The organism is Nocardioides daeguensis, assembly GCF_019192965.1.
In the GTDB taxonomy this organism is placed as follows: Bacteria; Actinomycetota; Actinomycetes; order Propionibacteriales; family Nocardioidaceae; genus Nocardioides; species Nocardioides daeguensis.
In genome coordinates, this window is the sequence record NZ_JAHTKU010000010.1 from 232,473 (window position 1) to 258,632 (window position 26,160).

Below are 26,160 nucleotides of genomic sequence, written 5' to 3' on the forward strand. Positions count from 1 at the left end.
ACGACGGTGCCTCAGGAAGCGCGGAGGGAACGGTCGTGGCCATCCTGGGCGGAACCGGCCCGCAGGGCCGGGGCCTGGCGCGTCGGTTCGCGACGGGTGGCCTCGATGTCGTGCTCGGCAGCCGCAGCTCGCAGCGTGCGGAGGACGTCGCCGCCGAGCTGGTGGCCGACATGGGGAGCTCGGTCAGCGGCAGCATCACGGGCGCTGACAACCGCCTGGCTGCGAAGGCCGGCGAGGTGGTGCTCGTCGTCGTGCCCTGGGCCGGCCACGCGGAGCTGTTGACGAGCCTGCGTGAGGAGCTGGCGGGCAAGGTCGTGGTCGATTGCGTGAACCCCCTCGGCTTCGACCGGCGTGGCCCCTACGCACTGCCGGTCCTCGAAGGATCCGCCGCGGAGCAGGCGCAGGCCGTCCTCCCCGACAGCATGGTGGTCGCGGCGTTCCACCACCTCAGCGCGGTGCTGCTCGAGGACCCGCGGGTCACCGATCTCGCCACCGACGTGCTGGTGCTCGGCGACGTCACCGAGGCTGTCGAGACCGTCATCGAGCTGGCAGGCGTGCTGCCCGGGGTCCGCGGGGTCTACGGCGGCCGTCTCCGCAATGCGCACCAGGCCGAGGCGCTGACGGCCAACCTCATCGCGATCAACCAGCGCTACCGGGCCCACGCCGGCCTGCGGATCACCGACATCTGAGCCGGCTGCGGGCTCGGTCAGGCGGTGGCCTCCGGGCTGTGCGCCGCGTGCGACGAGGGGAGGGGGCCGACGGACGGTGCGGCCGCCGGCCGCACCCCGCGCCGGTTGACGGGGATCGTCCGCAGCGCGCCCTCCTCGGCGAGGACGACGACCTCACGAACGCTCGCAGCCTCGATGGCGGCGATGATGTCCTCCACCGCCCAGACGACCGGTGCGACGTCCTCGCGGGCCCAGATCCACACGGCCGCCCCGGTGCGGCGGGCGGTCTCGGCGGCGGTCTGCTCGTCCGCGACGCCCAGCAGCAGCGCGAAGGTGCAGCCCTGTGGGGCTGCGGGCGGCGGCAGGTGGGCGCGGTCCGTGCGGTAGGCGGCCCAGTGGTAGGCGGCGACGGCACCGGCGGTGACGAGGATGCCGATCGGGAAGCGGACGCTGCGCATCACCTCCGCCGCGGGCTCCTCCTGGAGGATGCGGTCGACCAGGATCCAGGCGCCGGCGAGGAGGGCGCCGACCGAGGCGAGGCTGGCCAGGCCGAGCAGCAGGAAGAGGTAGAGCCGGCGGGTGGGGGAGACGGTCTCCTCCGCCGGCGTCGCACGCTGCCCGCGACGCCAGTGCAGCCACCACACGGGGCCGCCGACCCCGAGCAGGGTCAGGGCCGCGATCAGGGTGTTGAGCGCTCCGCTGCCGGCGATGACCGACGGATCGGTCACCGCCTCGATCAGGGCGACCACGACGATGGTGGCGCCCGCGCTCGAGGCGCCCAGGCCGACCGCGGCCAGCAGGTAGTCGCGGATCCGGTCCACCTCGGTGCGCGTCGGCTGCGCGGTCGTGGTCAGCACTGCCCGGTGGTAGAGCAGGGCGAGCAGGCCGACCGTGGTCGAGGCGAGGGTCGCCGGCATCGACTGGAAGTAGCGGTGAGCATCGGTGGACCAGGGATCCCCGACCAGCCACACCAGGGCGCGGTCGAGGGCGATGCTCGCCGCGACCAGGCTGACGACCAGGCCTGCGGTCTCGCCTGCCAGCAGCTGGTAGGCGTGCCACAGCGCGTTGCGCTCGCTGCGCAGCGCGCCGAAGAGCCAGTAGCGCACCCAGGTGGCACCGCCGAGCAGGAACGTGATGGCGCCGGCGAGGACCGGCTCGTTCGCGCCGGCGAGGAGCACGTCGCCGTCGAGGCCGAGCCAGATGCGGAGCGCGCCACTGAGCATCCCGCCGAGGCCGACGAGGCCGAGGGCCAGGCCCACCAGGGAGCCGGCCAGGAGGTGGAGCTGTAGCGGACGCCGGTCGCGCTGGCGGGTGCCGAGCCACCAGTGCCCGGCCCACACCGCGGTCCACACGGGTGCCTGCGCGAGCGGCTGGGGGTCGAACGGGCGCAGGTCCAGGGCCCAGGCGATGGAGTCGTGCAGCGCGAAGAGGGCGCCGACCAGCGACACCAGGCTGGTCCCGGACAGGTAGAACACCCAGGGGAGGGCGTCCCGCTCCGTCTCGTCCCGGGCGAAGCCGCGACGCACCGCCACTGCGAGCGCGACGCACAGCGGGACGCCGACGACGGTGAACGCGATGCTCCGTGCGATCTCGGAGTCGGTGACCGCGACGGTGCTGCCCTGGGCGAACACTGCAGCGAGCAGCCCGGACACGCCGACCGCGCTGGCGACCAGCAGGCCGAACAGCAGGAGGTACTCGAAGAGCTGGCGTACGGCGTGGCTCTCGCCGGTTCCCGGCGCGGGGGCGCGATGGGTGGCTCTGCGAGCCCCCGCCACGATCGCGGTGACGACCACGCCGACGACGAGCAGCAGGATGACGGCGCCGATCACTTCAGTCCCCCGCACTCGAAGAGCGGCCACGGTGAGCCGGTGATCAGCCAGGCGCCGTCGACCCGGCGCAGCCGGAAGGTGTGCTCCTCGGTCCACCCCGAGGGGATCAGCTCGCCGGAGCCGGTGGTGATGGCGACGGCGACCCGCGCCGTCCCACCGGTGACGTCGGTGTCGCGGAGCCTGACCCGGACGTCGTCGTCGACGTAGGCTTTGTCGAGATCCTCCACCCCGCACGGGCTGTCCGGCGCGAGGTGGCGTGCGGCCGCCTCGGCGTCGCGCTCGAGGACGGCGTCGAGGTAGTCCTGGACCGCCGCCTCCGGCGAGCCCGGCTCGAGCCGGGCCGGGTGCCGCGAGGCCACGGCGGTGATCAGGGACGCCACGACGATGGCGCCGACCACGGCGGCGAGCACCCACGGTGCGTTTCTCTTCACGCCGTCACGCTAGTGGGGATCGGCCGGGAGGCGCCCAGAGGAGTCGGTCATCGTCTCGGGGGCACAACGTCCCGACGCTCGCCGTCGGCCTACGCCAGGTTCACCAGGTGGTCCGAGGGCCCGTAGTCGATCTTCCAGTCGGCGTAGACGCCGAGGAGCCCATCGGCGGCACAGCGCGCGCCGACATAGACCCAGCCGACGTCGCCGTCGGCGCGCACCAGGTAGCCGACCGCGACGTTGAAGGACTCGCCGCCGCACGGGCAGGCGCAGGCGCGTAGTTCGGCCTGCTCGACGATCTCGACGGAGTCCAGCATCAGTGTCACGGCGCCGCAGGCGGTGCACGTCCGCTCCGCGCAGCCTTCCTCGTCATCGACGCGGAGGGTGAAGACGTCGCCCTCGCAGGTGCTGCAGACGCAGCGGAGCACTCGGGACACGGGACTGCCCTGGGAGCGGCCGAACTCCCGCAGGTAGTCGTCGATCTCGGGCGCGGCCGGACCGATCCCCGGCCTGCCCGAGGTGTCGACTCCATGGTGCGGAGGCTACGACCCCCGGGTGTCACCAGTCGTGGTGCAGCTGCGGTGGCAGGAGGTGTGCGGACTCCAGCAAGGTCTCGGCTGCGGCGGCGTCCTGGAAGCCGGTGCCGGTGGAGTCGTAGACCGTCAGGGTGTCGGCGCCGGGTGGGGCGACCTGTCCGGCGAGCACAGCACCGATCTCCACGAGGTCGGCCGTGGTGAGGCTGCCGCGACGGATGCAGTGCTGCGCCTCACCGACGTCGGCCGCCTGCTGGGCGACGTCGCACACGACGACCGCCGCGGCGACCAGGTCCTCGCCGAGCTCCTGCTTGCCCGGGCCGTCGGCGCCGACCGCCACGACCAGGGCGCCCGGGGCGACGTCGGGGAGGCCGACGAGCGGATGGCGAGCCGGGGTGCAGGTGATGACGACGTCGGCCGCGCGGACCAGGGCGCGTACGTCGTCGGCGGGTGCGGCTCGCTCCGGGTCCCACTGATCGCGGCCGAGCAGCTCGATCACCGCGTCGGGCAGGATGCGGCGCAGGGCCCGCTCGTGGCCGTGTGCCTGGGCGCCGGTACCGAGGATGACCACCTGGCGGGCGTGGGGCCGCAGCGCCTCGATGGCCACGCAGCTCGCGGCCGCGGTGCGCAGTCGGGTGACGGTGGCCGAGTGCACCACGGCGCGGGGTGTCCCGTCCGCCGCGTCGAAGACGAGGATCGCGCCCTGGATCGCGGGTCGGGCCGGTGGGTTGGCGAAGAAGCCGCTGTTGGCCTTGACGGCGTACGCGCGGGCGCCCTGGCCGGTCTTGACGTGGAACTCCTCGCCGGGGGTGCCGGCGTCGATGCGACCGGGGGCGGCGACCTCGCCGCGGGCATGCGCGATGTGCACCTCGCGGATGGCGGCGCGCATCAGGTCCAGGTCGACGAGGCGCAGGACCTCGTCGGCAGGGAAGACGGTGAGCACGGGGACTCCTGGTTCGTGAGGGGCGGTCGGTGGGTAGGGCCGACCGGCCGCCGACGCGGTCAGGCGTGGCGGGGACGGTCGGTGGGCGGAGCGGGGTCAGCCGTGGTCCCGCTCGTCGAGCGGGATCATGAAGGAGGGCAGCGGGCGGACCAGGGAGTTGTCGGTGCTGCGCTCCCACGCGATCTCGAGGCCGCGGATGTGCTCCTCCATGACGACGTCGATCTCGTCATGGTTGGCCTTGCGGATCGCGGCGAGGGTGCGCTGGTGGATGTCGATCACCCAGGCGGGGTTCTCGGGCTGCTGCTGCACGGACTCCTGGGCGAAGTCCAGGCGCGCCATGAGCACCTGCATCAGGGCCACGATCGTGGAGTTGTGGGTGGCTGCCGCCATCCGCATGTGGAAGTGACCGTCCTGGACGTGGAAGCGGTCCTGGCCGTCCTCGTCGAGGCCGTCCTCGAGCATCCGCTTCTGCGCGTCGATGGTCGCCTGCATGCGCTCGAGGTCCTCGGCCCGGGCGTAGGCGGCGGCCAGATGGGCGACTCGCGGCTCGAAGAGTCGGCGGGCCTCCAGGACGCCGCGGATCTCGTCGATCTTCATCGCCACGCGCGAGCGCATCAGCTCGCGCGGCACGTCGGTGGAGACGACGAAGATGCCGCCGGCGGAGCCCCGTCGCACCTCCAGGACGCCGACGTCGACGAGCAGGCTGATCGCCTCCCGCAGGGAGGGACGGCTCAGGCCGACCGCGGCGGCGAGTTCCCGCTCGGAGGGCATGCGGTCGCCGACCTCGAGCTCACCGAGGCGGATCATGTTCGCGATCTGGTCCACGACCTGCTCGAACGCCCGGGCAGCGGTGACCGGCCGGATCTCCATGTGTTCATCCTTCGTCGTCGCGCGTCGTTGCGGACGTCGTTGGTGGCGTCCCGGAATGGCAGGTGCTCGAGGTTACTACGGGATTTCCTGCGGACCGCGATGGTAACTTCGTTTGACCAAAAACGGCAAAGTGCTTGCCCGTCTCGGGAATCTCTCCCTACGCTCCTGCCACCCCAACCCGAGAGGAGCCCGCCGTGCGCATCCATGTGGTGACGCCCGTGACCACCGTCGGACTACGTGACGTGGAGGACCTGCGTCCTCTCGTCGGTCACGGCACCGAGGTCACCCATTCCCTGATCGAGCAGGGCCCCGCGACCATCGAGTCCCACGTCGACGAGGCCTTGGCTGTCCCCGGCACCCTGCGCGGGGTCGCCGCGGCGGAGGCCGACGGCGCGGACGCCGTCGTCATCGACTGCATGGGCGATCCCGGCGTCGAGGCTGCACGTGAGCTCGTCACCGTTCCCGTGATGGGGCCCGCCCAGGCGGCCATGCACGTCGCCGCCATGCTCGGCCACTCCTTCTCCGTGCTCGCCACCCAGGAGGCCGTCGTCCCGATGCTGCACGACCTCGCCCGACGCTACGGCGTCGCCGAGCGGCTGTGCTCCATCCGCGCGGTCGACATCCCCGTCCTCGAGCTCGAGGACGCCGCTCGCCTGCGCGGCGCGTTGCTGGACGCGGCTCTCGACGCCGTCGTGCAGGACGGGGCGCACGTCCTGGTGCTCGGCTGCACGGGCATGGCCGGCTTCGCCGCGGAGCTCTCCGCTGCGCTCGCCGACCGCGGTCACCCCGGCATCCCGGTCGTCGACCCGATCACGGCCGCCCTCCGGTTGGCCGAGGCGATCGCCGGCATGGGCCTGCGGCCGTCCCTGCGCACCTACCCGACGCCGCCTGCATCGTCGTTGACGGACCTGGTCGCCCCGTGATGGTGAGGATCGGCGTCGACGTCGGGGGCACGCACACCGACGCGGTGGCACTCGACGGCACCAAGGTCGTCGCGAAGGCCAAGCACAGCACGACCTCCGACGTGACCACCGGCATCGTGGGCGCCATCCGCGGGCTGCTCGCCGAGGGGGGCGAGGCCGGCGTACCCGGCGGTATCGCCGCCTCCGACGTCGCCGCGGTCATGATCGGCACGACGCACTTCACCAACGCCTTCGTCGAGGGACGCCGGCTCTCCTCGGTCGCGGTCGTCCGGCTCGGTCTGCCCGCCACCCGCTCCGTGCCGCCGATGATCGACTGGCCGGCCGACCGCGCGGCGATGCTGCGCGCGCAGGCCTACCTCTGCCACGGCGGCCACGAGTTCGACGGTCGTCCGATCTCGACGCTGGACCGCGCCGAGCTCCGCGCCGTGGCGCAGCGCATCGGCGAGGCCGGCTTCGAGTCGGTCGCCGTCTCGGCGGTCTTCTCCTCGGTCGACCCCTCCCACGAGCTGGCCGCCGCGGAGATCCTGGCCGCCGAGCTGCCGGGTGTCCCCCTGAGCCTGTCCCACGAGATCGGCCGCGTCGGCATGCTCGCCCGGGAGAACGCCACCATCATCAACGCCTCGCTGCGCGGCGTCGCGAGCGAGACGGTCGCGTCCTTCCGGCGAGCGGTCGCCGAGCTCGACATCGCCGCCCCGATCTTCCTCAGCCGCAACGACGGCACCCTCGGCTCGCTCGAGCAGTGTGAGCGTGAGCCCGTCGCCACCTTCACCTCCGGGCCGACCAACTCGATGCGTGGCGCCGCGCTGCTGTCCCAGGTGGGCGACTGCGTCGTGGTCGACATCGGCGGCACGACCAGCGACATCGGCGTGCTGGTCAACGGGTTCCCTCGCGAGACGTCCACCGAGGCGCTGATCGGCGAGGTCCGCACGAACTTCCGGCTGCCCGACGTGCTCTCCCTGGGGATCGGTGGCGGCAGCATCGTGGCCCTCGATGCGCCCGCGCCGGTCGGTCCCGCCAGTGTCGGATACCGGCTGCGTGAGGAGGCACTCGTCTTCGGCGGCACCACCCTCACCGCGACGGACCTCGCCGTGGCCGACGGACGCGCCGAGGTGGGCGACCCCGCGCGGGTCGCACACCTGGACCGGGACCAGGTCGCCGCCGCCGTACGGTGGCTGGAGGCGCAGATCGCCGACGGCGTCGACCGGATGCGTCTGGCGGCTGCGCCGCTGCCGGTGGTGCTCGTCGGGGGAGGCAGCGTGCTCCTGCGCGAGCACCTGGCCGGGACCCCCGAGGTCGTGCGACCCGAGAACTTCGAGGCCGCGAACGCGGTCGGTGCCGCGATCGCCCAGGTCGGTACGACGGCGGAGCGGGTCTATGCCCCCGCCACCGACAGCCGGGCCCAGGTGATCGACGAGGTTGCCGACGAGGCGACCGCCCGCGCCGTCGCGGCCGGGGCCGACCCGGCGACGATCCGGGTCGTCGACGTCGACGAGGTCGCCGTCGCCTACGTCCCGGGCAATCCGGTCCAACTCAAGGTGCGGGTCGTGGGCGACCTGCCGGTGGGGAGCAGCCATGCGTGAGATCACCGAGGAGCATCTGGCCGACATCGCCGTCGGCGCAGCCATCCTGGGAGCCGGCGGCGGCGGAGACCCGCGGCTGGGCGAGCTGCTCGCCCGGGCGGCGATCCGCTCCCACGGGCCCGTGCGTGTCATCACCGTGGACGAGCTCGGCACGGACGACCTGGTCGTCCCCGTGTCGATGATCGGTGCGCCGACGGTCGCCAACGAGAAGCTCCCCAACCTGGAGGCGCTCCCGGCGATGCTCCGCCTGGCCCGCCGTGCGGTCGAGGGCGAGGGGCCCCGGGCCGGGGGCGTCCTGCACACCATGCCGATCGAGGTCGGCGGCATCGCGGCTCTCCTCCCGATCGCGATGGCCGCCGAGCTCGGTCTTGCTCTCGTCGACGCCGACGCCATGGGCCGGGCGTTCCCGGAGCTGCAGATGACGGTCCCCACGCTGTACGGCATCGACGCCAGTCCGGTGGTCCTCGCCGACGAGCACGGCAACGCCGTGGTCGTCGAGGCCGTCTCCAACGCGGCGTGCGAGCGACTGGCGCGCACGGTCTGTGTCGAGATGGGCTCCTCGGCCCTGATCGCCCTCTACGCGATGGACGCGGCGCAGACCCGCGAGGCGACGGTGACCGGGTCGCTGGCCCACGCGGAGGCGCTGGGGCGCGCGGTCCGGCTGGCCCGGGAACGGCACGAGGACCCGGTGCTCGCGGTCGAGCAGCATCTCGACGCACGGCGCCTGATCTCCGGCAAGCTCGTCGACGTGGCCCGGCGCACCGAGGGCGGCTTCTCCCGTCTCGAGGCCCGCGTCGCGGGCCTGGGTCGCGATGCCGGTGCCGAGCTCACGCTGAGCAGTCAGAACGAGCACCTCGTCGCCCGTCGCGACGGCGAGGTCGCCGCGACCACGCCCGACCTGATCATGGTGCTCGACGCCCAGACCGGGACGGCGGTGACGACCGAGAGCATGCGCTACGGCATGCGCGTCGTGGTCGTCGCCTCGGCGTGCGACCCGCGGTTCCGGACCGAGGCGGGTCTTGCCCTGGTCGGCCCGCGTGCCTTCGGCTACGACCTCGACTACCGGCCGGTCGAGCTGCTCCATCCGGCGACCCGAGCGGACGAGCTGTCGTGCTCGAGCTGAGCGACGTCGTCGCCGCACAGGAGCGCATCGCCGGCGCAGCGCACCGCACGCCCGTCCTCACCTCGCGCACGCTCGACGAGATGACGGGAGCCCGGCTCTTCCTCAAGTGCGAGTCGCTGCAGCGCACCGGGTCCTTCAAGTTCCGCGGCGCCTACAACCTGATCGCGTCGTTGAGCGAGGCCGAGCGCCGCAGCGGGGTGTGCGCGGTGAGCGCGGGCAACCACGGCCAGGCGGTCGCGCTCGCGGCACGCCTGGCCGGCACCAGGGCCACGATCCTGATGCCGGGCGACGCGCCGGAGGTGAAGCTGGCAGCGGTCGCCGAGTACGGCGCCGACATCGTCACCTACGACCGGTTCACCACCCAGCAGACCGAGGCGGGGCGCGAGTGGGCGGCCGAGCACGGCAGCGTGCTGGTCCATCCCTTCGACGATCCGCGGGTCGCCGCGGGCGCCGGTACCGTCGCGCTCGAGATGCTCGACGAGCTCGGCGCCCTCGACGTGGTCCTCGTGCCGATCGGGGGCGGCGGAGCGATCAGCGGCATCGGATCGGTCCTCAAGCAGCTGACGCCGCGCACGCGGATCATCGGTGTCGAGCCGGCGGCACTGCCGATCACCCGGATGTCGATGGACGCCGGGGAGCGGGTGCGCGCCGAGCTGCGTCCGCACCTGGCCGACGGCCAGATGCTCACGACGCCGGGGGAGTGGACCTTCCCGGTGATGTGCGAGGTGGTCGACGACCTGGCGGCCGTCACCGACGCGGAGCTGCTGGCGAGCATGGCGCTACTGCTCGATCGGCTCAAGCTGGCGACCGAGCCGAGCGGCGCGGCCGCTCTCGCGGCCGCGCTGTCGCCGTCGTTGGACCTTGCCGGTGCCCGCGTCGGCGTCCTCGTCTCGGGTGGCAACGTGGGGGCGGTCCGTCTGGCCGACCTGCTGAGCCAGGGACGGGCGGCGTCCGGGTCACCCGTGCCCGCCGCTCGGCCTTGAACGCCACGACGCCCGCCTCGGTCCGCGTGGAGGCGGACTCGTTGCCGCGGGTCCGTGCGGACCTCCGGGGGCTGTGCCCGGGCGAGTTTGCCCGCGCTGGCGCCCCGAACCGCGCTGTGGAGAGCGGCGTTAACCGAATTGGTCATTTCACATAACCGTAATGGTTAGATCCGTTGACAAATGAGGTCGCGGTGCACGAGCCTTTCGGTGAACGCGGCGGGTCGCGATCGTGGAGCCGGGACACCGAGTCACCGGCCTTGATGAGAGAGAAGTAGGTGGTCCCTATGCGACGCTCCGGCCTCGCGATCAGTGTGGGTGCGGTCCTGGCCCTCGCCCTGAGTGCCTGCGGCAACGACGCAGCCTCCGACAGCGGCGATGACACCATCCAGGTGGCGTTCTTCAGCCCGGTCGGCGCCAATGCCGTCACCGCGGCGCAGCAGGAGGGCATGCGTGCCCTCGAGAAGAAGCTGGACGCCGAGCTGACCGTCTTCGATGCGGGCTTCGACCAGAACAAGCAGCTCAGCCAGATGCAGGACGCCATCGCCACCGGCATCTACGAGGCCTTCGTCGTGATGCCGGTCAACGGCGCCGCGCTCGTGCAGCCGACCAAGGAGGCGATCGAGGCCGGCATCACCGTCGTCGCCGACTGGAACAACATCGGCCCCGACATCGACTCCATCGACATCCAGATCGACGGACTCGCCGCGGTCGTGGCCTCCAAGCTCTCCGACCAGGGGCGCCTGGTCGGCGAGAAGATCATCGAGGCCTGCGAGAACGTCGACCCCTGCACGGCCGTCTACATGCCCGGCAACTTCAAGCAGGCCTCCGAGGCGGTGCGGATGGACACCCTCAAGTCGTTGATCGCCGAGCACGACAACATCGAGCTCAAGATGTCGGCCGAGGGCGGCTACAGCTCCGAGACCTCCCTGAAGGCCGCCTCCGACGTGATCCGCGCCCTGCCTGACCTCGACGTGTTCGCCACGCCCGACGACGTCATGGTGGGCGGCATCATCCAGGCCCTCGAGGACGCCGACATGCTCGAGAAGGTCAAGACCGTCAGCGTGGGTGCCTCCAAGACCGCGGTCAAGCAGATCCGTGACGGCAAGCTCTGGGCGACCATGGTCACCATGCCCGCCTCGGAGGGCGCGACCTCCTTCGAGACCGCGGTCCGCGCGGCCCGTGGCGAGGACGTCGAGAACGTCGACTCCCGCACCCTCTCGCCGATCGGCGACTGGGCGACCGTCGAGACCCTGTCCACGCCCGAGGGCGAGAAGTTCACCGGGGAGTGGTGATGCGCGAGCCTGCCGGGGGAGCCGACCACGTGGTCGCCCGCTCCGTCCACAAGCGCTTCGCCGGAGTCGCCGCCCTCCGGGCGGTGGACGTGGTGGTGCGACGCGCCACCATCCATGCGCTCGTGGGCGAGAACGGTGCGGGCAAGTCGACCCTCGGCAGGCTCATCGCCGGCGTCCACGCCGCGGACGGCGGGGTGCTCGAGGTCGACGGGCGCCCCGTGCGCTACTCCTCGCCGCGCGAGGCGCTGGTCGACGGGATCACGATCCTCGCCCAGGAGCTGACGCTGGTGGAGCAGCGCTCGGTCATCGAGAACGTCTTCCTCGGCGTCGAGGAGCGCACGGGCGCGGTCCTGCGCCGCCGGGAGATGCGGGCACGCTACCGCCAGCTCTCCGAGGAGGCGGGGTTCACCGTCGACGCCGACGCCGAGGTCGCCACGCTGCGTCTCGCCGACAAGCAGAAGGTCGAGATCCTGCGGGCCCTGGCCCGTCGGGCTCGGCTCATCGTGATGGACGAGCCCACCGCGGCGCTCACGACCGAGGAGGCCCAGCAGCTGCTGGCGATCATGCGGGACCTGCGTAGCCGGGGGACGACGATCATCTTCGTCTCGCACTTCCTCGAGGACGTGCTGGCCGTCGCGGACGACATCACGGTGCTGCGCGACGGAGCGCTCGTGCGCTCCGGTCCGGCGACCGGCGAGACGGTCGACTCCCTCGTCACCGCGATGCTCGGGCGGCCCACCGACACGGCCTTCCCCCGGAAGCAGCCTGCTGCTGCCGACGCCCCGGTGCGTCTGTCCGTGCAGGGGCTGCGTCGCGCCGGCTCCTTCTCCGACATCTCCTTCGAGGTGCGCAGCGGAGAGATCCTGGGCATCGCCGGGCTGGTGGGCGCGGGCCGCACCGAGGTCGCCCGCGGCATCTTCGGGGCCGACCGGCTCGACGCCGGCCGGATCGTGGTCGACGGCGTCGCCCGGCGCATCCGGCGGCCCCGCGACGCTGTCCGGGCCGGCATCGCGATGCTCCCGGAGTCCCGCAAGGACCAAGGCCTGCTGATGGACACCACCGTCCTCGGCAACGTCACGCTCGCCCACCTCGGGGAGGTGAGCAACCGCTCGATCATCGACCGTCGTCGGGAGCGGCGCCGCGCGCTGGACGTCCTGACCGAGGTCGGGGTCGACACCGCCAAGGCGCGGGTCGCGGTCACCACCCTCTCGGGCGGCAACCAGCAGAAGACCCTCTTCGCCAAGTGGCTGCTGAAACGGCCGGCCGTCCTGATCGCCGACGAGCCCACGCGTGGAGTCGACGTCGGCTCCAAGCGCGTCATCTACGACCTGCTTCTCTCACTGGCCGCCGACGGGATGTCGGTGGTGGTGATCTCCTCCGAGCTCGAGGAGGTGCTCGGGCTGGCCCATCGCGTCCTGGTGATGCGGGAGGGCCGCATCGTGTCCGAGCACGTCGGAAGCAGCCTGAACCAGGAGGCGGTGCTCCACGCAGCGTTCGCCTCGACCGAAGGAGCAGCAGCATCATGACCCTCGTCACCGAGCCCGAGCAGGCCGTCCCGACCGCGGCCGGCCGGCCGCGCGTCGTCCGGCTGAGCGCCGTGCGGGAGTACGGCATCGTCGTGGCATTCCTCGCCGTCTTCGTCTTCCTGAGCATCCGCAGCGAGGTCTTCTTGACCTCGGGCAACCTGCTCAACGTGCTGGAGCAGTCGGCCGCCGTCGGCATCATTGCCTGCGCCGGCACGCTGCTGCTGATCTCCGGCGGCTTCGACCTGTCGGTGGGCGCGACCTTCGCGCTGTCCGGTGCGGTGGCCGCCAAGATGGCCGAGCCTCTCGGGGCCCCGTTGGCCCTGTTGGTCGGGATCGCCGCGGGTCTGGCCGTGGGCCTGCTCAACGGCGTGCTCGCCACGGTCGGCCGGATCAACCCGCTCGTCGCGACCCTGTCCTCGTCGATCGTGGTCGCCGGCGTGGCTCTCATCGTGACCGAGGGGTTCCTGATCTCCGTCGACACCCCCGGCTTCGACCGGCTCGGGCAGGGAGAGCTGTTCGGCATCAGCTACGCGACCTATCTGTGGGGCGCGTTCGCGGTCCTGTGCGGTGCCGCGCTGAACCTCACGACGTACGGACGCCGGGTGTTCGCCGCCGGCGGGAACCCCGAGGCGGCACGACTCTCCGGCATCCGGGTCGACCTGGTCCGGGCCAGCACGTACGCGCTCTCCGGACTGGCCGCCGGTGTCGCCGGTGTCCTCGTCGCCTCCCGTGTCTCGACCGGCCAGGCCGACGCCGGGACCGGGATGGAGATGCAGGTCATCGCCGCGATCGTCGTCGGAGGAACCTCGATCTGGGGCGGCCAGGGAGCCGTGTGGCGCACCGTCCTCGGCGTGCTGCTCCTGGCGCTCATCGACAACGGCTTCAACCTGCTGCAGGTCGACCCGATCTACCAGCAGATCCTGCAGGGCGCCATCATCCTGGCCGCCGTCGCGCTCGACGCCTGGTCGCGACAGCGGCGATGAGAGCGCTCTTCGACCCCGCCTCGCCGGGCGCGACAGGGGCGAGCCCCGCGAGCGGGCGCCGCCGGGTCGCCGTCCTCGCCCTCGGCGGCACCATCGCGATGACCTCGGGCGGGGACGGACTGGTGCCCGTTGCCGGTGCGCGACGCCAGCTCGAGGAGCTCGGCGTGGCCTGGGACGAGATCGACGTCCTCGGACAGGACCTCGCCCAGGTGCCCAGCGCCCACCTCGGATGGGGCCACCTGCGCGACCTCGCCGACCGGATCGGCGTCCTGGCGCGGACGGGCGGTCCCGAGTCGCTCGACGGCGTCGTGGTCACCCAGGGCACCGACCTGCTGGAGGACGTCGCCTTCGGACTCGACCTGCTGCTCGACCACGACCTGCCGGTCGTCGTCACCGGAGCCCTGCGCGGCCGCGACGCGGTCTCCTCCGACGCGGGGGCCAACCTCGCCAACGCCGTGGTCGTCGCCGCCGACCCCGGCGCCCGGGGGCGCGGGGTGCTGGTGGCGGCCAACGAGACGGTCCATGCCGCGCGCTCGGTGCGCAAGACGCACACCCACCGCCTCGAGGCCTTCACGTCCCCGAGCTGGGGTCCCGAGGGCCTGGTCGTCGAGGGTCGGGTGATCTGGCGGGGTGGACCCCGCGGGCCGCGGGTGGGGTTGCCGCGCGCCGAGCGTGGGTGGCCGCGCGTGCCGGTGCTGCCCACCGGCCTGGGCGACGACGGCATGCTCCTGGACGGACTGCTCGCCTCGCCCCCCGACGGGCTCGTCGTCGAGGCGGTCGGTGCGGGCCACGTGCCCCACGCACTCGTCGACGCACTCGCGAGCCTGGCGCAGAGCGTCCCGGTGGTGCTGTGCACGCGCGTCCCGTCCGGTCCCGTGCTGCGCGCGACGTACGGCTACGCCGGGTCCGAGACCGACCTGCTGCGGCGCGGTCTGCTGTGGGCAGGAGCGCTGCCCGCCCACAAGGCCCGGATCCTGCTGGTGCTGGCGCTCGCCGGTGGGCTGGAGCGCGGTGCCGTCGAGCACCGGCTGAGCCAGCTCGCCGTCACCGCCTAGGCGGCACCCACCCCCCACGACTCCCCGCTGCGCGATCCGCGGCGGGGCCGACGGGCCGCGCGCTCACCCGTGCGCGGCCCACCGTCATCGAGGAAGAGAACGAGGTTCATCCATGACCGTCGAGCTGGCCGTGTCCCGCCACGGCGTCTTCGACCGCAGCGACGAGCTCGCCGAGGCTGGGCACGAGCAGGTGGTGTTCTGCCGGGACGACGCGACCGGCCTGCGCGCCATCATCAGCATCCACGACACCACGCTCGGGCCTGCCCTGGGCGGCACCCGGTTCCACCCCTACCGCAGCGAGGACGAGGCGCTCACCGACGGTCTGCGCCTCGCTCAGGGCATGACCTTCAAGGCGGCCGCCGCCGGGATGGCGCTGGGCGGTGGCAAGGCGGTGATCATCGGCGACCCGGCCGAGCTGAAGAGTCCGGACCTGCTGCGCGCCTACGGACGGTTCATCGAGCGGCTCGGCGGGCTGTACGTGACCGCGGCCGATGTCGGAACGACCTCAGCCGACCTCGACGTCATCGGGGAGACCACCCGTCACGTCGTCGGCCGCGGGGAGCACACGGGCGGCTCCGGCGACAGCGGGCTCTCCACCGCGACCGGCGTCTTCCACGCCATGAGGGCCGCCGCCCGGCACGTGTGGGGTGTCGACGGACTGCGCGGCCGGACCGTGGGGGTGGAGGGTGCCGGCAAGGTGGGCAGCCACCTGGTGCGCCTGCTGGTGGAGGAGGGCGCACGGGTGGCGGTCGCCGATCCCTGCGACACGGCGGTGGAGCGGCTGCGCGTGGCCCACGGGGCGGACGTTCGCCGGCTGGCCTCCGTCGTCAATGCCGCCGTCGACGTCTACGCCCCGTGCGCGCTGGGCGCAACCCTGACGCCGGCCACGGTCGCCGGCCTGCGCGCCCGCCTGGTGTGCGGCGCGGCCAACAACCAGCTCGCCACCAGTGATGTGGACGATCTCCTGACCGAGCGTGGGATCACCTGGGTCCCCGACTATGTCGCGAACGCCGGAGGGCTCATCCAGGTCGGCGGCGAGCTGTGGCACCGCACCCCGGAGGAGGTGGCCGACCAGGTCCGCAGGGTCGGCGACACCGCCGAGCAGATCGTGGTGGGCGCCGCGGCCGAGGGGACCTCCACCGGCGCCGCCGCCGACCGGCTCGTGCGCGCCCGCCTCGCTGAGGCCCGTCGCCAGGACGGGCGCCCTTGAGCGCCGTGGTCCGGCACCAGGTCCGGGCGAGGGTGGCCGGAACCGACCGCTCGTCGCTGCTCACACTTCTCGCCGCGATCCACGCCCGCGGCGTCGAGGTCCGCGAGGCGCACTTCGGTCCGACCGAGCGCGAGGAGGTCCGCGAGCTGCGTGCCGTGTTCGACGCCGAGGCGTCCCGCGCCACCACGCTCGCGGCGACCCTGGGTGAGCTGATCGACGTGGTCGCGGTCTCGCTCGAGTCCGGGCCCGACCCGCGCTGAGCCCTGGTCGGGCAGGCGCGGCGCTCAGGCGCGGGTCGTCGGCCTCGTCGGGGCGAGCAGCGCGCGCAGGTCGACAGGTCGCCCCAGGACCCGGGTCGCGGCCCGGTGGCCCGAGAGCAGCGCTCCGTGGACGGTGGCCGGATCGCTGCTCCAGGTGGCCTCACCGGCGAGATGGAGGACGTCGGCGATCGGCGTCGCCATGGCGTCGTGGTCGTGGTGCGACGCGCCGGTCGCGACGTACGAGTACGACCCCCGGGAGAACTCGTCCTGTCCCCACCGGGTGATCCAGTGGTCGACCGGCTCCGGCACGCTCGGTCCGTACATCCGGCGCAGCGACGACAGCACGGACGCGACGACCTCGGCGTCGGCCATGGCCTCGATCCGCCGGCCCCACGTTCCCCCGGCGAAGGTCAGCAGCACCGGTTCGCCGCTGACCCTCGACACGTCGTACCAGGTGTGCCACGGCGTGCCGGCCGGGCCGAGCTGTCGGAGGGCGTAGGCGGACTCGGACCAGAAACGCTCCGGGAAGCGCAGGAAGACCTTGTTGAACACGCCCATGCCGATGCGCTCGATGGGGCCGAGGACCTCGTCCGGCAGTGGGGGAGTGAACGTGATCGCCGCCGACTTCAGCACGCCGAGCGGCACGGTGACGATCGCCCTGCGTGCCTCGTGGACCTGGCGACCCGCGGTGAGGCGGACTCCGCCAGGCGACCACTCGACGGCGTCGACCACCTCCTCGAGGCGGATGTCGAGGCCATGCGAGAGCGCGCCGGGAAGGGCGTCGTACCCGTCGGGGAAGACGACCTCGTCCCCCTCGATGGCGTCCTCGTCGAGGCCGTGCGCGTCGACGGCGGTGAAGTCGGCGCCACACTGCTCCTCGGTGCGGTGCCGCAGGAACTCCCGCAGCCGGGTTCGCCGGGTGGGGTCCTCGACGCAGGCGGTGACCGCCTGCTCGGCGACATCGGCATAGGTGCGGCCGGGGTCGGCGGCCGCGATGGCGGCCGTGAGGTGTCGATCGGTGGTCTCGACGTCGTCGAGCCAGGCGCTCGTCCGCTGTTCGTCGAGCGCGCGGTGCGTCTCGTCGAAGTTGGTGATCGGCCGGCCGCCGGCCTGGTAGCTGCCGACGGTGAACTCGAGGGTGCGGATGCCGAGGTCCTCGACCAGCGACGTCAGCGGGTTGTCGACCAGTCCGTGGATCCACGACGCGCCGCGGTCGACCGGGAACCCGGCGCTGCGGTCGGTCCACATCCGCCCACCGACCCGGTCGCGTGCTTCCAGGACGACGACGCGGTGGCCCTCGTGCTGCAGCAGCCGTGCTGCGGTGATACCCGCGATACCCGCGCCGACGACGATGGTGTCGATCATCTGCATCTCTGTTCGGTTCGTTGGGGACGAGGCCTCCGGAGTGCCCGGAGCCCTCCGGTCCCGTCCTGGACGGTGGGTGCCGCCGGTGAGTCCGGCCGCGCTGTCGGAGCAGGGCCAGCGTAGGCGGTGGCCGATGTCGTGGACCGCTGCCGCAGTCCGCCCATGATCGGGCCGGCCGGGCGCTCGACTGCGCCCGCCCGGACCTGCCGGCGTCCCGCGGACGCCTCGGCCGGCCGCGTTGACTTCAAGTACTCGAAGTTTCTAGCCTCGACGAAGTGAGCGCGCGAACCGGAGGACGGACCTTCTCCATCAAGGAGGCGGCCGCCCTGACCGGGCTCCCGGCCAGCACGCTGCGCTACTACGAGTCGGTCGGCGTGGTCGCACCGGTGGGGCGCTCGGCGAGCAGCGGGCACCGCGTGTACACCGAGGACGACCTCGACGTGCTGACCTGGGTGGCCTGCCTGAACGCGACCGGCCTCTCGATCAGTGACATGCGGCGCTACGTCGAGAACGGCGCTGCCGGCCGGGCCGCTGCCGGACAGCAGATCGAGCTGCTCGCGGCCCAGCGGGACCGGCTGGCGATGGAGGCCGAGCTGCTCGCCGTACGACGGCGCTACGTGCAGCTCAAGATCGACTACTGGCAGGCCGTCGCCGACGGCGACCAGGACCGGGCGCGCGCCCTCTCCGACGAGGCGCTCGCGGTCGCCGACGCTCTCAAGAAGACCCCCTGACGAGGAGAAGACCATGACCTACGACCGCACCCATGTCGCCGCCTGGGCGGCCCCGGACCGCGGCGAGCCGCTGGCCCGGACCACCATCGAGCGCCGTGAGGTCGGGGCCAACGACGTCCTCATCACGATCGAGTACGCCGGCATCTGTCACTCCGACATCCACACCGTCAGCGGCGACTGGGGGCCGCAGCCGTTCCCGGTCGTGCCCGGCCACGAGATCGTCGGCACGGTCGCCGAGGTCGGCGACGCCGTCACCCGCCATCAGGTCGGTGACCGGGTCGGGGTCGGCTGCCTGGTCAACGCGTGCCGCGAGTGCGTCAACTGCCGGCGCGGCGACGAGCAGTTCTGCCTCAACGGCAGCGTGGGGACCTACGCCGCCACCGACCGTGACGGCTCCACGACCCAGGGTGGCTACTCGACGCACGTCGTCGTCGACGCCGACTTCGTGCTGTCGGTGCCCGAGGGCCTCGACCCCGCGGCTGCCGCGCCGCTGCTGTGCGCCGGCATCACGACGTACTCACCGCTGAAGCGGTGGGCGGCCGGCCCGGGCAAGAAGGTGGCGGTCCTCGGGCTCGGCGGCCTCGGGCACATGGCGGTCAAGCTCGCCCACGCGATGGGCGCGGAGGTGAGCGTGCTCTCGCAGTCGCTGAAGAAGCAGGAGGACGCCGAGCGCCTCGGCGCCGACCACTACTACGCGACGTCCGACCCGGCGACCTTCGACCGGCTGGCCGGGGAGTTCGACCTCCTGCTGAGCACCGTCAGCGTGAGCCTCGACGTCAACGCCTACCTCCGCCTGCTCGCCGTCGACGGCGCCCTGGTCAACGTCGGCGCCCCGCCGCGCGCGTTCAACGTCGCGCCGATGTCGTTGATCTACGGGCGGCACACGCTGGCCGGCTCGATGATCGGCGGCATCGCCGAGACCCAGGAGATGCTCGACTTCTGCGCCGAGCACGGCATCGGCTCCGAGATCGAGGTGATCGCCGCCGACGCCGTCAACGAGGCCTACGAGCGCGTGCTGGCCTCCGACGTGCGCTACCGCTTCGTCATCGACGCCGCGACGATCCGCTAGGTCGCAGCGCCGACGCCCGGTCTCCCGTACGGCGCGTGCGCGACGACGTGATCGCGCAACCGCGCCGCAACGGGGGCGAGCGGGCGGTCCGTGCGCCAGGTGAGGCCGATGGTCCGCCGGGCACGCGGGTTCCTGATCCGCAGCGCGATCGTCCCGGAGACGCCCGCGATGTGCTCCGGGACGATGGCGAAGCCGAGACCCGCGGCGACGAGGCCCTCGATGGTGGCGAGGTCGGCGCTCTCGAAGGACACGGCGGGCGCGGCGCCGGCGTCGCTGAGCAGGCCGTCGACCAGGGAGCTGTGGCCGAACCCGGGCGGCGTGGTCACCAGGTCGTCGTCGGCCAGCTCGGCCAGGTCGACCTGCTTGCGTTCCCGCAGCCGGTGGCCCGGGGAGACGACCGCGACCAGGCGCTCCTCCTGGAGCGGCGCCCAGGCGAAGTCCCCGGTCGGCCGCGCCGACATGATCGCGAGCTCGGCCGCGCCGGTGGCGAGGTCGCGCATCATGTCGTGGCTCGGCTCCTGGGTCAGCTCCACGCGGACCAGGGGAGCCTGCTCGTGGAAGCCGCGCAGGACCTGGGGGACCAGGGAGGTGGCCATCGAGTCGAGGAACGCCAGCCGGACCGTGCCGCGGTCGGGGTCGTGGCGGGCCTCGAGCTCGTGGCGCAGCTGTTGGTAGCGGGTGAGCAGGTCCCGGGCGGTGGTGACGACCAGCTCGCCGTCGGGCGTGGTGACCAGGCCGTGGGGAACCCGCTCGAACAGGCGCACGCCCAGCTCCTCCTCGACCCGGGCCAGTGCACGCGAGAGCGTCGGCTGGCTGACGCGCAGCACGGCCGCTGTCTCGGTGAGGTGCTCGTGGTCGGCCAGCGCCACGATCCACTCCAGGTCGCGCACCAACATCCCGGCATCATACGCAAGACGTATCGAGGATCGACGTTCTAGACATTGGACGTATCCAGGGGATCGGCGGAACCTGGACCCGGTGAGCACGCAGGCAGCCCGTGAGCGACCCGGGGCCGGAGGGCACGCGCCCGGCAGCGCCGGCTACCGGCGGATCATGGCGGCGATGTTCGCCGCCGGCATGGCGACGTTCGTCCTCCTCTACGCCACCCAGGCGCTGCTGCCGGCGCTTCACGCGACCTTCCGGGTCAGCCCGACCCAGGCGACGCTGAGCATGTCGCTGACGACCGCGGGTCTCGCGCTCGGCCTGCTGGTCGCCGGCCCGGCGTCCGAGGTCGTCGGCCGCACGCCGCTGATCCTCGGCTCGACCTGGGCCGCGACCCTCGTGGCCTGCCTGACGCCGTTCGCCCCGTCCTGGCACGCCTTCCTGGGCCTGCGGCTGCTCGAGGGGGTCGTGCTCGCCGGGCTTCCGGCCGTCGCGACGGCGTACCTGCGCGAGGAGCTGCACCCGAGCGCCCTCGCGAAGGCCACCGGCCTCTACATCGGGGGGACGGCGCTCGGCGGCATGGCCGGACGCCTGCTGACCGCGCCCGTGGCCGACCTCGCCGACTGGCGCTGGGCGATGGCCAGCGCGGCCGTGTTCGCGCTCGGCTGCGCCGTCGCGGTGAGCCTCGCACTGCCCGCCTCTCGCAACTTCACCCCGCGTCCGCGCGGCGCCACCCGGCTGCGTGGCATGGCCCGGGCGGCACTCACGGACCCGGCGCTGCGCAGCCTCTACCTGCTTGGAGCGTGCGCGGTCGGGACCCTGGTCGCCGTCTTCAACGCGCTCGGCTTCCGGCTGACCGCCGCGCCGTTCCATCTCGGCCTGGGCACGATCAGCCTGCTCTACCTGGTCTACCCGCTGGGCACGGTCAGCGCGACCGTGTCCGGCGCGCTGGCCGACCGTCTCGGGCGGCGCGCAGTGCTGCCCTCGGGGTGCGCCCTCGCGGTCCTCGGCGTGGCGCTCACCGTGCTCCCGTCCCTGACCGCGGTCGTGCTCGGCCTCGCCTGCCTGACCGCCGGCTTCTTCGTCATGCACGGTCTCGCCAGCGGCTGGGTCGCCGTCCGGGCCCACCTCGCGGGGGCCAGTGCGAGCCAGGCGGCGGCCTTCTACCTGTGCGCCTACTACGTCGGTTCCTCGGTGTTCGGCAGCCTCGGGGGCAGCGCCTGGTCGTGGTACGGCTGGGCGGGGGTGTGTGCCCTTGCTCTCACCCTGCTGGCCGTTGCGGGCGCCGCGACCGTGCGGTTGCGACGGATCCCCGTGCTTCCGGGTTCGCCCCTCCCTGTCCTTGGGTAGGGTCCCTGCGACAGCTTGGCCGACGTAGAGGAATGGGTGATCGTGGCGAATTCGTGGGGGATCGCGGCGCGCGGGCGAGGGGCGCGGGCGCGGGTCGCGGCGGGTCTGGCCCTGCTGCTCGCGACGAGCGTGCTGGTCGCCGGCCAGGGCGTCCTGGCGCCGGCCCAGGCGGCACCCGCCGTGACGCCGGCTGCCGCGCCGGCTGCTGCGCGCGCAGCGGCACCGTCGGTGGCGGCGGGCCGCAAGCCGAACCCGGCGTACGTCGTGACGCCCGGCATCACTTTCAACCACCCGTTCCGTAACGGCCAACGCGGCAAGATCCACCACAAGATCGCCGCGACCCTGCGCAACGTCCCCGCCGGCGCGACGGTGCGGGTGATCACCTGGAACTTCGACTCGCCCTACCTCGCCCATCGGTTCATCCGGGCCCACGAGCGCGGTGTCACAGTGCAGATCATCATGTCGCGCGGCCTGGCGCGCTCGCAGGGCCGCAACCTGGCTCGCTCCTACCCGATGGTGCAGCGCGCCTTCTCCCGCGGCAACAAGGGGCGACCGGAGGAGCTGAAGAGCTGGATCCGGACCTGCCGGCAGACCTGCCGCGGCAAGCGCGGCTCGATGCACTCCAAGCTGATGCTGGTCAGCCGCTCGGGCGCGACCAACTGGATCGTGATGCAGGGCTCGGGCAACCTCACCGGCGCCGCCGCCGTCCAGCAGTTCAACGACTGGACCACCGTCACCGAGAACCAGCCGCTCTACGACGGCTGGATGCAGATGTGGAACCAGGCGATCCAGGACCGGAACTTCCCGGCGCTGAGGTTCACCACCGGGAACATCACCACGATGTTCGCGCCCCACAAGGGCGAGGTGGACCCGGCGCTGAGCGTGCTCAACAAGGTGCAGTGCACGGGCGCGACCAACACGGCCAGCGGGCGCACCAAGGTGCGGGTCGCCAACGCGGTGTGGGGCGAGGAGCGCGGCGCCCGGATCGCCCGGAAGGTCCGTCAGCTCGACCGTCAGGGCTGTGACGTGGAGATCGTCTTCATGATGATGCAGCGCCACATCCGTGGCATCCTGCGCGGGATGCGGGCCAAGCAGATGGTCTACATCACCGGTCTGACCGCCAACAAGTTCAAGGACCGCTACGTCCACATGAAGGGGCTCGCCGTCCAGGGCAACGTCGACGGCCGCCCCGACGGCAACGTCGTGCTGTCGAGCAGCGAGAACTGGACCCGGCTCGGGTGGCACTCCGACGAGGAGAACATCATCATCCGCGACGACGCGGCCATGACGCAGAAGTACGTCGACCATGTCGACCTGATCTACCGCGAGGCCCCGCGGACGCTGAGCAACTACGTGAACTCGGCCGACCCCGACCCGACGCCGCGTCCCCGCGGCGGCGTCGCCGACCGCAACTCCCGCTACCTCGGCCCGAAGGACTACCCCTTCCACGAGCTCGAGGCGGAGCTCTCCTGACCCGGGCCCGCTGAGCCACGCGAGAGCGCCGCCGTGGTCCGTGCCAACACGGACCGCGGCGGCGCTCTCGCGTTCGGCTCGCCGCGGGTTCCCGCCGAGCTCGGTCAACCTAGCACTTGCTTGGTACCCTGCTCTATGATCCCCGGTCGGGGGACGGCGAAAGGGATTCCGTGGCGTACAGCATCGACATGACCGGTCAGGTGGTCCTCGTGACCGGCGGCGGCCGAGGTGTGGGCGACGGCATCGTCCAGGCCTACCTCGAGGCCGGTGCGACCGTGGAGATCTGCGGTCGGAGCACGCCCGGGTCGCTGCGCGAGCACGACGGTCGCGTGGTGCACTTCTCGCCCGTCGACGTGCGCGAGGCCGACGAGGTCGCCGCCTGGGTCGAGGACGTCGTACGCCGCCGCGGACGCGTCGACGTCGCGGTGAACAACGCCGGCGGCGCGCCCTTCGCTCAGTTCGACGCCGCGTCGCCGCGCTTCCACGCCAAGATCAACGACCTCAACTTCATGTCCGCGGTCTACGTCGGGCTCGCGGTGCGCCCGCACCTGAAGCAGGCCGGCGGCTCGATGGTCAACATCACCTCGATCTCCGCCCGGCGCTCCAGCCCCGGCACCGCGGTGTACGGCGCCGCCAAGGCCGCCCTCGAGAGCCTCACCGCCAGCCTCGGCGTCGAATGGGCCCCGGAGGTCCGCGTGAACGCGGTCAGCTGCGGGCTCGTCGAGACCCCGGGCTCGGCCGACCACTACGGCGACGCGGAGCAGTTCGCGCGCGTCGCCGCCACCATCCCGCGGGGCGTCTTCGCCACGCCGCTCGAGGTCGGGCAGGCCTGCGTGTTCCTGTCCTCGCCGCTGGCTACCCACATCACCGGCGCCGTCCTCAACGTCGACGGTGGCGGCGAGTGGCCCGCCTTCCTCCAGCACACCCCCAACGCCTGAGCGCGAGGCGATGGGGATCGAGCGGCTCGGCTGACCCCGCCTTCTTCCCGCCGGATCGTTCGATCGAACGGATCGGGGGAGTTGGCGGGACGTAGGTCCCCCGGATCGTTCGATCGAACGAACAGGGGCCACCGAAACGCCAGACCCCGCCCGAGAAGCCCGGGGCGGGGTCTGGAACGTTCTCGCCGCCGTACGACGACGAGCCGGGACCTACCGGTTCGCCTTCTTCGCGCGGCTGGCGGCCTTGGCGCGCTCGTTGGCGTCGAGGTTGACCTTGCGGATGCGCACGGTCTCGGGCGTGATCTCCACGCACTCGTCCTCGCGGCAGAACTCCAGGCACTGCTCGAGCGAGAGCTTCTTCGGCGGGATGAGCTTCTCGAAGTTGTCGGAGGTGGCGGACCGGATGTTGGTCTGCTGCTTCTCCTTGGTGATGTTGACGTCCATGTCGTCGGCGCGGGAGTTCTCGCCGACGATCATGCCCTCGTAGACCTCGGTCGACGGCTCGACGAAGAGCACGCCGCGCTCCTGCAGCGACGTCATGGCGTACGCCGTCGCGGCACCCGAGCGGTCGGCGACCAGCGAGCCGGACTGGCGGCTGCGGATCTCGCCGGCCCACGGGAAGTAGCCCTCGGAGATCGAGTGTGCGATGCCGGTGCCGCGGGTCTCGGTGAGGAAGTCGGTGCGGAAGCCGATCAGGCCGCGGGCGGGGACGACGAACTCCATGCGGACCCAGCCGGTGCCGTGGTTGGTCATGCCTTCCATCCGGCCCTTGCGGTTGGCGAGGAGCTCGGTGATGGTGCCGAGGAACTCCTCGGGGGCGTCGATGGTGAGGCGCTCGAACGGCTCGTGCACCTTGCCGTCGATCTCGCGGGTGACCACCTGCGGCTTGCCGACGGTCAGCTCGTAGCCCTCGCGGCGCATCTGCTCGACCAGGATCGCCAGCGCCAGCTCGCCACGGCCCTGGACCTCCCAGGCGTCGGGACGCTCGGTGGGCAGGACGCGGAGCGACACGTTGCCGATCAGCTCGGAGTCGAGGCGGTCCTTGACCAGGCGGGCGGTGACCTTGTGGCCCTTGCCGCCCTTGCCCACGAGCGGGGAGGTGTTGGTGCCGATGGTCATCGAGATGGCCGGCTCGTCGACGTGGATGAGCGGCAGCGCGATCGGGTTCTCCGGGTCGGCGAGGGTCTCGCCGATGGTGATGTCCGGGATGCCGGCGACGGCGACGATGTCACCGGGGCCGGCGGACTCGCCGGGCTTGCGCTCGAGGCCCTCGGTGATGAGGAGCTCGGTGATCTTGACGTTCTTGGTCACGCCGTCGCGGTTGATCCACGCGACGTTCTGGCCCTTGCGCAGGTTGCCCTGCTTGATGCGCAGCAGCGCGAGGCGACCCAGGAAGGGGGAGGCGTCGAGGTTGGTGACGTGGGCCTGCAGGGGCGCCTCGTCGTCGTACTCCGGCGCCGGGATGGTCTCCAGGATGGTCCGGAAGAGCGGCTCGAGGTCGCTGCCCTCGGGCAGCGTGCCGTTCTCCGGCTTGGTGAGCGAGGCGATGCCGGCCTTGCCCGAGGCGAAGACGACCGGGAAGTCGAGCGCGTCCTGGCTGTGCGAGTCGTCGAGCAGGTCCATGAACAGCTCGTAGGTCTCGTCGACGACCTCGTCGATCCGGGCGTCGCCACGGTCGGTCTTGTTGACCACGAGGATCACCGGCATGTCGGCGTTGAGCGCCTTGCGCAGCACGAAGCGGGTCTGGGGGAGCGGGCCCTCGGACGCGTCGACCAGCAGCACGATGCCGTCGACCATCGACAGGCCGCGCTCGACCTCGCCACCGAAGTCGGCGTGGCCGGGGGTGTCGATGATGTTGATGACCATGTCGCCGTTGGCCATCTCCTGCGCGGAGGGGCCGCGGTAGTGCACCGCGGTGTTCTTCGCGAGGATGGTGATGCCCTTCTCGCGCTCGAGGTCACCCGAGTCCATCACGCGCTCGGCGACGCCTTCGGCCTGGTGGGCGCTGAAGGCACCGGCCTGGTGCAGCATCGCGTCGACGAGGGTCGTCTTGCCGTGGTCGACGTGGGCGACGATGGCGACGTTGCGGAGATCGGTACGACGAGTCTGGGACACGAGGGTTCAGCCTACTGGCGTCGGACCGTCC

Annotated in this window: 24 protein-coding genes; 16 read left to right on the forward strand and 8 right to left on the reverse strand. The window is 72.3% G+C overall.

Annotation, left to right across the window (positions count from 1 at the left end; translation table 11 throughout):
• The first annotated feature begins 35 nt into the window (after positions 1 to 35).
• Entirely contained in the window at positions 36 to 689 is a 654-nt protein-coding gene (gene npdG / locus KU893_RS08840) for an NADPH-dependent F420 reductase (RefSeq protein ID WP_257440667.1), read from the forward strand.
• 17 nt (positions 690 to 706) lie between these two features.
• On the opposite strand, the gene KU893_RS08845 is transcribed toward npdG, so the two are convergent.
• The 5 genes from KU893_RS08845 to KU893_RS08865 all read right to left on the reverse strand — a co-directional run bounded on the left by KU893_RS08845 (position 707) and on the right by KU893_RS08865 (position 5,271).
• Positions 707 to 2,512, reverse strand: coding sequence for a DUF5671 domain-containing protein (locus tag KU893_RS08845; RefSeq protein ID WP_218233974.1), 1,806 nt, complete (start codon positions 2,510 to 2,512; stop codon positions 707 to 709).
• A complete protein-coding gene (locus tag KU893_RS08850) occupies positions 2,494 to 2,928 on the reverse strand; it encodes a hypothetical protein (protein ID WP_218233975.1) in 435 nt (144 codons plus the stop codon). The genes KU893_RS08845 and KU893_RS08850 overlap by 19 nt, the downstream gene beginning before the upstream one ends.
• A gap of 89 nt (positions 2,929 to 3,017) precedes the next feature.
• The gene (locus KU893_RS08855; RefSeq protein ID WP_218233976.1) at positions 3,018 to 3,362 is read right to left on the reverse strand and encodes a hypothetical protein; all 345 of its coding nucleotides are present in this window, start codon (positions 3,360 to 3,362) and stop codon (positions 3,018 to 3,020) included.
• Between the two features lie 121 nt (positions 3,363 to 3,483).
• Positions 3,484 to 4,401, reverse strand: a complete 918-nt coding sequence (locus KU893_RS08860; protein ID WP_218233977.1) for an ornithine cyclodeaminase family protein — start codon at positions 4,399 to 4,401, stop codon at positions 3,484 to 3,486.
• A gap of 96 nt (positions 4,402 to 4,497) precedes the next feature.
• Positions 4,498 to 5,271 carry a FadR/GntR family transcriptional regulator gene (locus tag KU893_RS08865; RefSeq protein WP_218233978.1) on the reverse strand — a complete coding sequence of 258 codons (774 nt, stop codon included), beginning with the start codon at positions 5,269 to 5,271 and terminating at the stop codon, positions 4,498 to 4,500.
• 194 nt (positions 5,272 to 5,465) lie between these two features.
• Between KU893_RS08865 and KU893_RS08870 the strand changes: the two genes are divergently transcribed.
• The 10 genes from KU893_RS08870 (at position 5,466) to KU893_RS08915 (ending at position 16,206) form a co-directional block, all read left to right on the forward strand.
• Complete coding sequence (locus KU893_RS08870; RefSeq protein ID WP_218233979.1) at positions 5,466 to 6,194, forward strand: aspartate/glutamate racemase family protein; 729 nt, start codon at positions 5,466 to 5,468, stop codon at positions 6,192 to 6,194.
• A complete protein-coding gene (locus tag KU893_RS08875; protein WP_218234088.1) occupies positions 6,194 to 7,774 on the forward strand; it encodes a hydantoinase/oxoprolinase N-terminal domain-containing protein in 1,581 nt (526 codons plus the stop codon). Before KU893_RS08870 ends, KU893_RS08875 begins: the two co-directional genes overlap by 1 nt.
• On the forward strand, positions 7,767 to 8,897 hold the full coding sequence (locus tag KU893_RS08880) for an S-methyl thiohydantoin desulfurase family protein (RefSeq protein ID WP_218233980.1): 1,131 nt from the start codon (positions 7,767 to 7,769) through the stop codon (positions 8,895 to 8,897). The genes KU893_RS08875 and KU893_RS08880 overlap by 8 nt, the downstream gene beginning before the upstream one ends.
• The gene (locus KU893_RS08885) at positions 8,885 to 9,880 is read left to right on the forward strand and encodes a pyridoxal-phosphate dependent enzyme (protein WP_218233981.1); all 996 of its coding nucleotides are present in this window, start codon (positions 8,885 to 8,887) and stop codon (positions 9,878 to 9,880) included. Before KU893_RS08880 ends, KU893_RS08885 begins: the two co-directional genes overlap by 13 nt.
• Before the next feature lie 284 nt (positions 9,881 to 10,164).
• On the forward strand, positions 10,165 to 11,172 hold the full coding sequence (locus KU893_RS08890; RefSeq protein ID WP_218233982.1) for a sugar ABC transporter substrate-binding protein: 1,008 nt from the start codon (positions 10,165 to 10,167) through the stop codon (positions 11,170 to 11,172).
• A complete protein-coding gene (locus KU893_RS08895) occupies positions 11,172 to 12,698 on the forward strand; it encodes a sugar ABC transporter ATP-binding protein (RefSeq protein WP_218233983.1) in 1,527 nt (508 codons plus the stop codon). Before KU893_RS08890 ends, KU893_RS08895 begins: the two co-directional genes overlap by 1 nt.
• Positions 12,695 to 13,681 carry an ABC transporter permease gene (locus KU893_RS08900; protein WP_218233984.1) on the forward strand — a complete coding sequence of 329 codons (987 nt, stop codon included), beginning with the start codon at positions 12,695 to 12,697 and terminating at the stop codon, positions 13,679 to 13,681. The genes KU893_RS08895 and KU893_RS08900 overlap by 4 nt, the downstream gene beginning before the upstream one ends.
• On the forward strand, positions 13,678 to 14,736 hold the full coding sequence (locus KU893_RS08905; protein WP_218233985.1) for an asparaginase: 1,059 nt from the start codon (positions 13,678 to 13,680) through the stop codon (positions 14,734 to 14,736). Before KU893_RS08900 ends, KU893_RS08905 begins: the two co-directional genes overlap by 4 nt.
• A gap of 112 nt (positions 14,737 to 14,848) precedes the next feature.
• Positions 14,849 to 15,946 carry a Glu/Leu/Phe/Val family dehydrogenase gene (locus KU893_RS08910; protein WP_218233986.1) on the forward strand — a complete coding sequence of 366 codons (1,098 nt, stop codon included), beginning with the start codon at positions 14,849 to 14,851 and terminating at the stop codon, positions 15,944 to 15,946.
• The gene (locus KU893_RS08915) at positions 15,943 to 16,206 is read left to right on the forward strand and encodes a hypothetical protein (RefSeq protein WP_218233987.1); all 264 of its coding nucleotides are present in this window, start codon (positions 15,943 to 15,945) and stop codon (positions 16,204 to 16,206) included. The genes KU893_RS08910 and KU893_RS08915 overlap by 4 nt, the downstream gene beginning before the upstream one ends.
• Before the next feature lie 24 nt (positions 16,207 to 16,230).
• Here KU893_RS08915 and KU893_RS08920 read toward each other — a convergent pair whose 3' ends face one another.
• A complete protein-coding gene (locus tag KU893_RS08920) occupies positions 16,231 to 17,577 on the reverse strand; it encodes a flavin monoamine oxidase family protein (protein WP_218233988.1) in 1,347 nt (448 codons plus the stop codon).
• Between the two features lie 269 nt (positions 17,578 to 17,846).
• Here KU893_RS08920 and KU893_RS08925 point away from each other — a divergent pair, with 269 nt between their 5' ends.
• Positions 17,847 to 18,302 carry a MerR family transcriptional regulator gene (locus KU893_RS08925; RefSeq protein WP_218233989.1) on the forward strand — a complete coding sequence of 152 codons (456 nt, stop codon included), beginning with the start codon at positions 17,847 to 17,849 and terminating at the stop codon, positions 18,300 to 18,302.
• Between the two features lie 13 nt (positions 18,303 to 18,315).
• A complete protein-coding gene (locus KU893_RS08930) occupies positions 18,316 to 19,371 on the forward strand; it encodes an NAD(P)-dependent alcohol dehydrogenase (protein ID WP_218233990.1) in 1,056 nt (351 codons plus the stop codon).
• Here KU893_RS08930 and KU893_RS08935 read toward each other — a convergent pair.
• Complete coding sequence (locus KU893_RS08935) at positions 19,368 to 20,267, reverse strand: LysR family transcriptional regulator (protein WP_218233991.1); 900 nt, start codon at positions 20,265 to 20,267, stop codon at positions 19,368 to 19,370. The genes KU893_RS08930 and KU893_RS08935 overlap by 4 nt on opposite strands.
• Before the next feature lie 82 nt (positions 20,268 to 20,349).
• Here KU893_RS08935 and KU893_RS08940 point away from each other — a divergent pair, with 82 nt between their 5' ends.
• From KU893_RS08940 to KU893_RS08950, 3 genes are all read left to right on the forward strand, one after another.
• Entirely contained in the window at positions 20,350 to 21,603 is a 1,254-nt protein-coding gene (locus KU893_RS08940) for an MFS transporter (protein WP_257440670.1), read from the forward strand.
• 42 nt (positions 21,604 to 21,645) lie between these two features.
• Positions 21,646 to 23,076, forward strand: a complete 1,431-nt coding sequence (locus tag KU893_RS08945; protein WP_218233992.1) for a phospholipase D-like domain-containing protein — start codon at positions 21,646 to 21,648, stop codon at positions 23,074 to 23,076.
• 170 nt (positions 23,077 to 23,246) lie between these two features.
• On the forward strand, positions 23,247 to 24,014 hold the full coding sequence (locus tag KU893_RS08950; protein ID WP_218233993.1) for an SDR family oxidoreductase: 768 nt from the start codon (positions 23,247 to 23,249) through the stop codon (positions 24,012 to 24,014).
• A gap of 210 nt (positions 24,015 to 24,224) precedes the next feature.
• Here KU893_RS08950 and typA read toward each other — a convergent pair whose 3' ends face one another.
• Positions 24,225 to 26,129, reverse strand: coding sequence for a translational GTPase TypA (gene typA / locus KU893_RS08955; protein ID WP_218233994.1), 1,905 nt, complete (start codon positions 26,127 to 26,129; stop codon positions 24,225 to 24,227).
• Positions 26,130 to 26,160 lie beyond the last annotated feature (31 nt).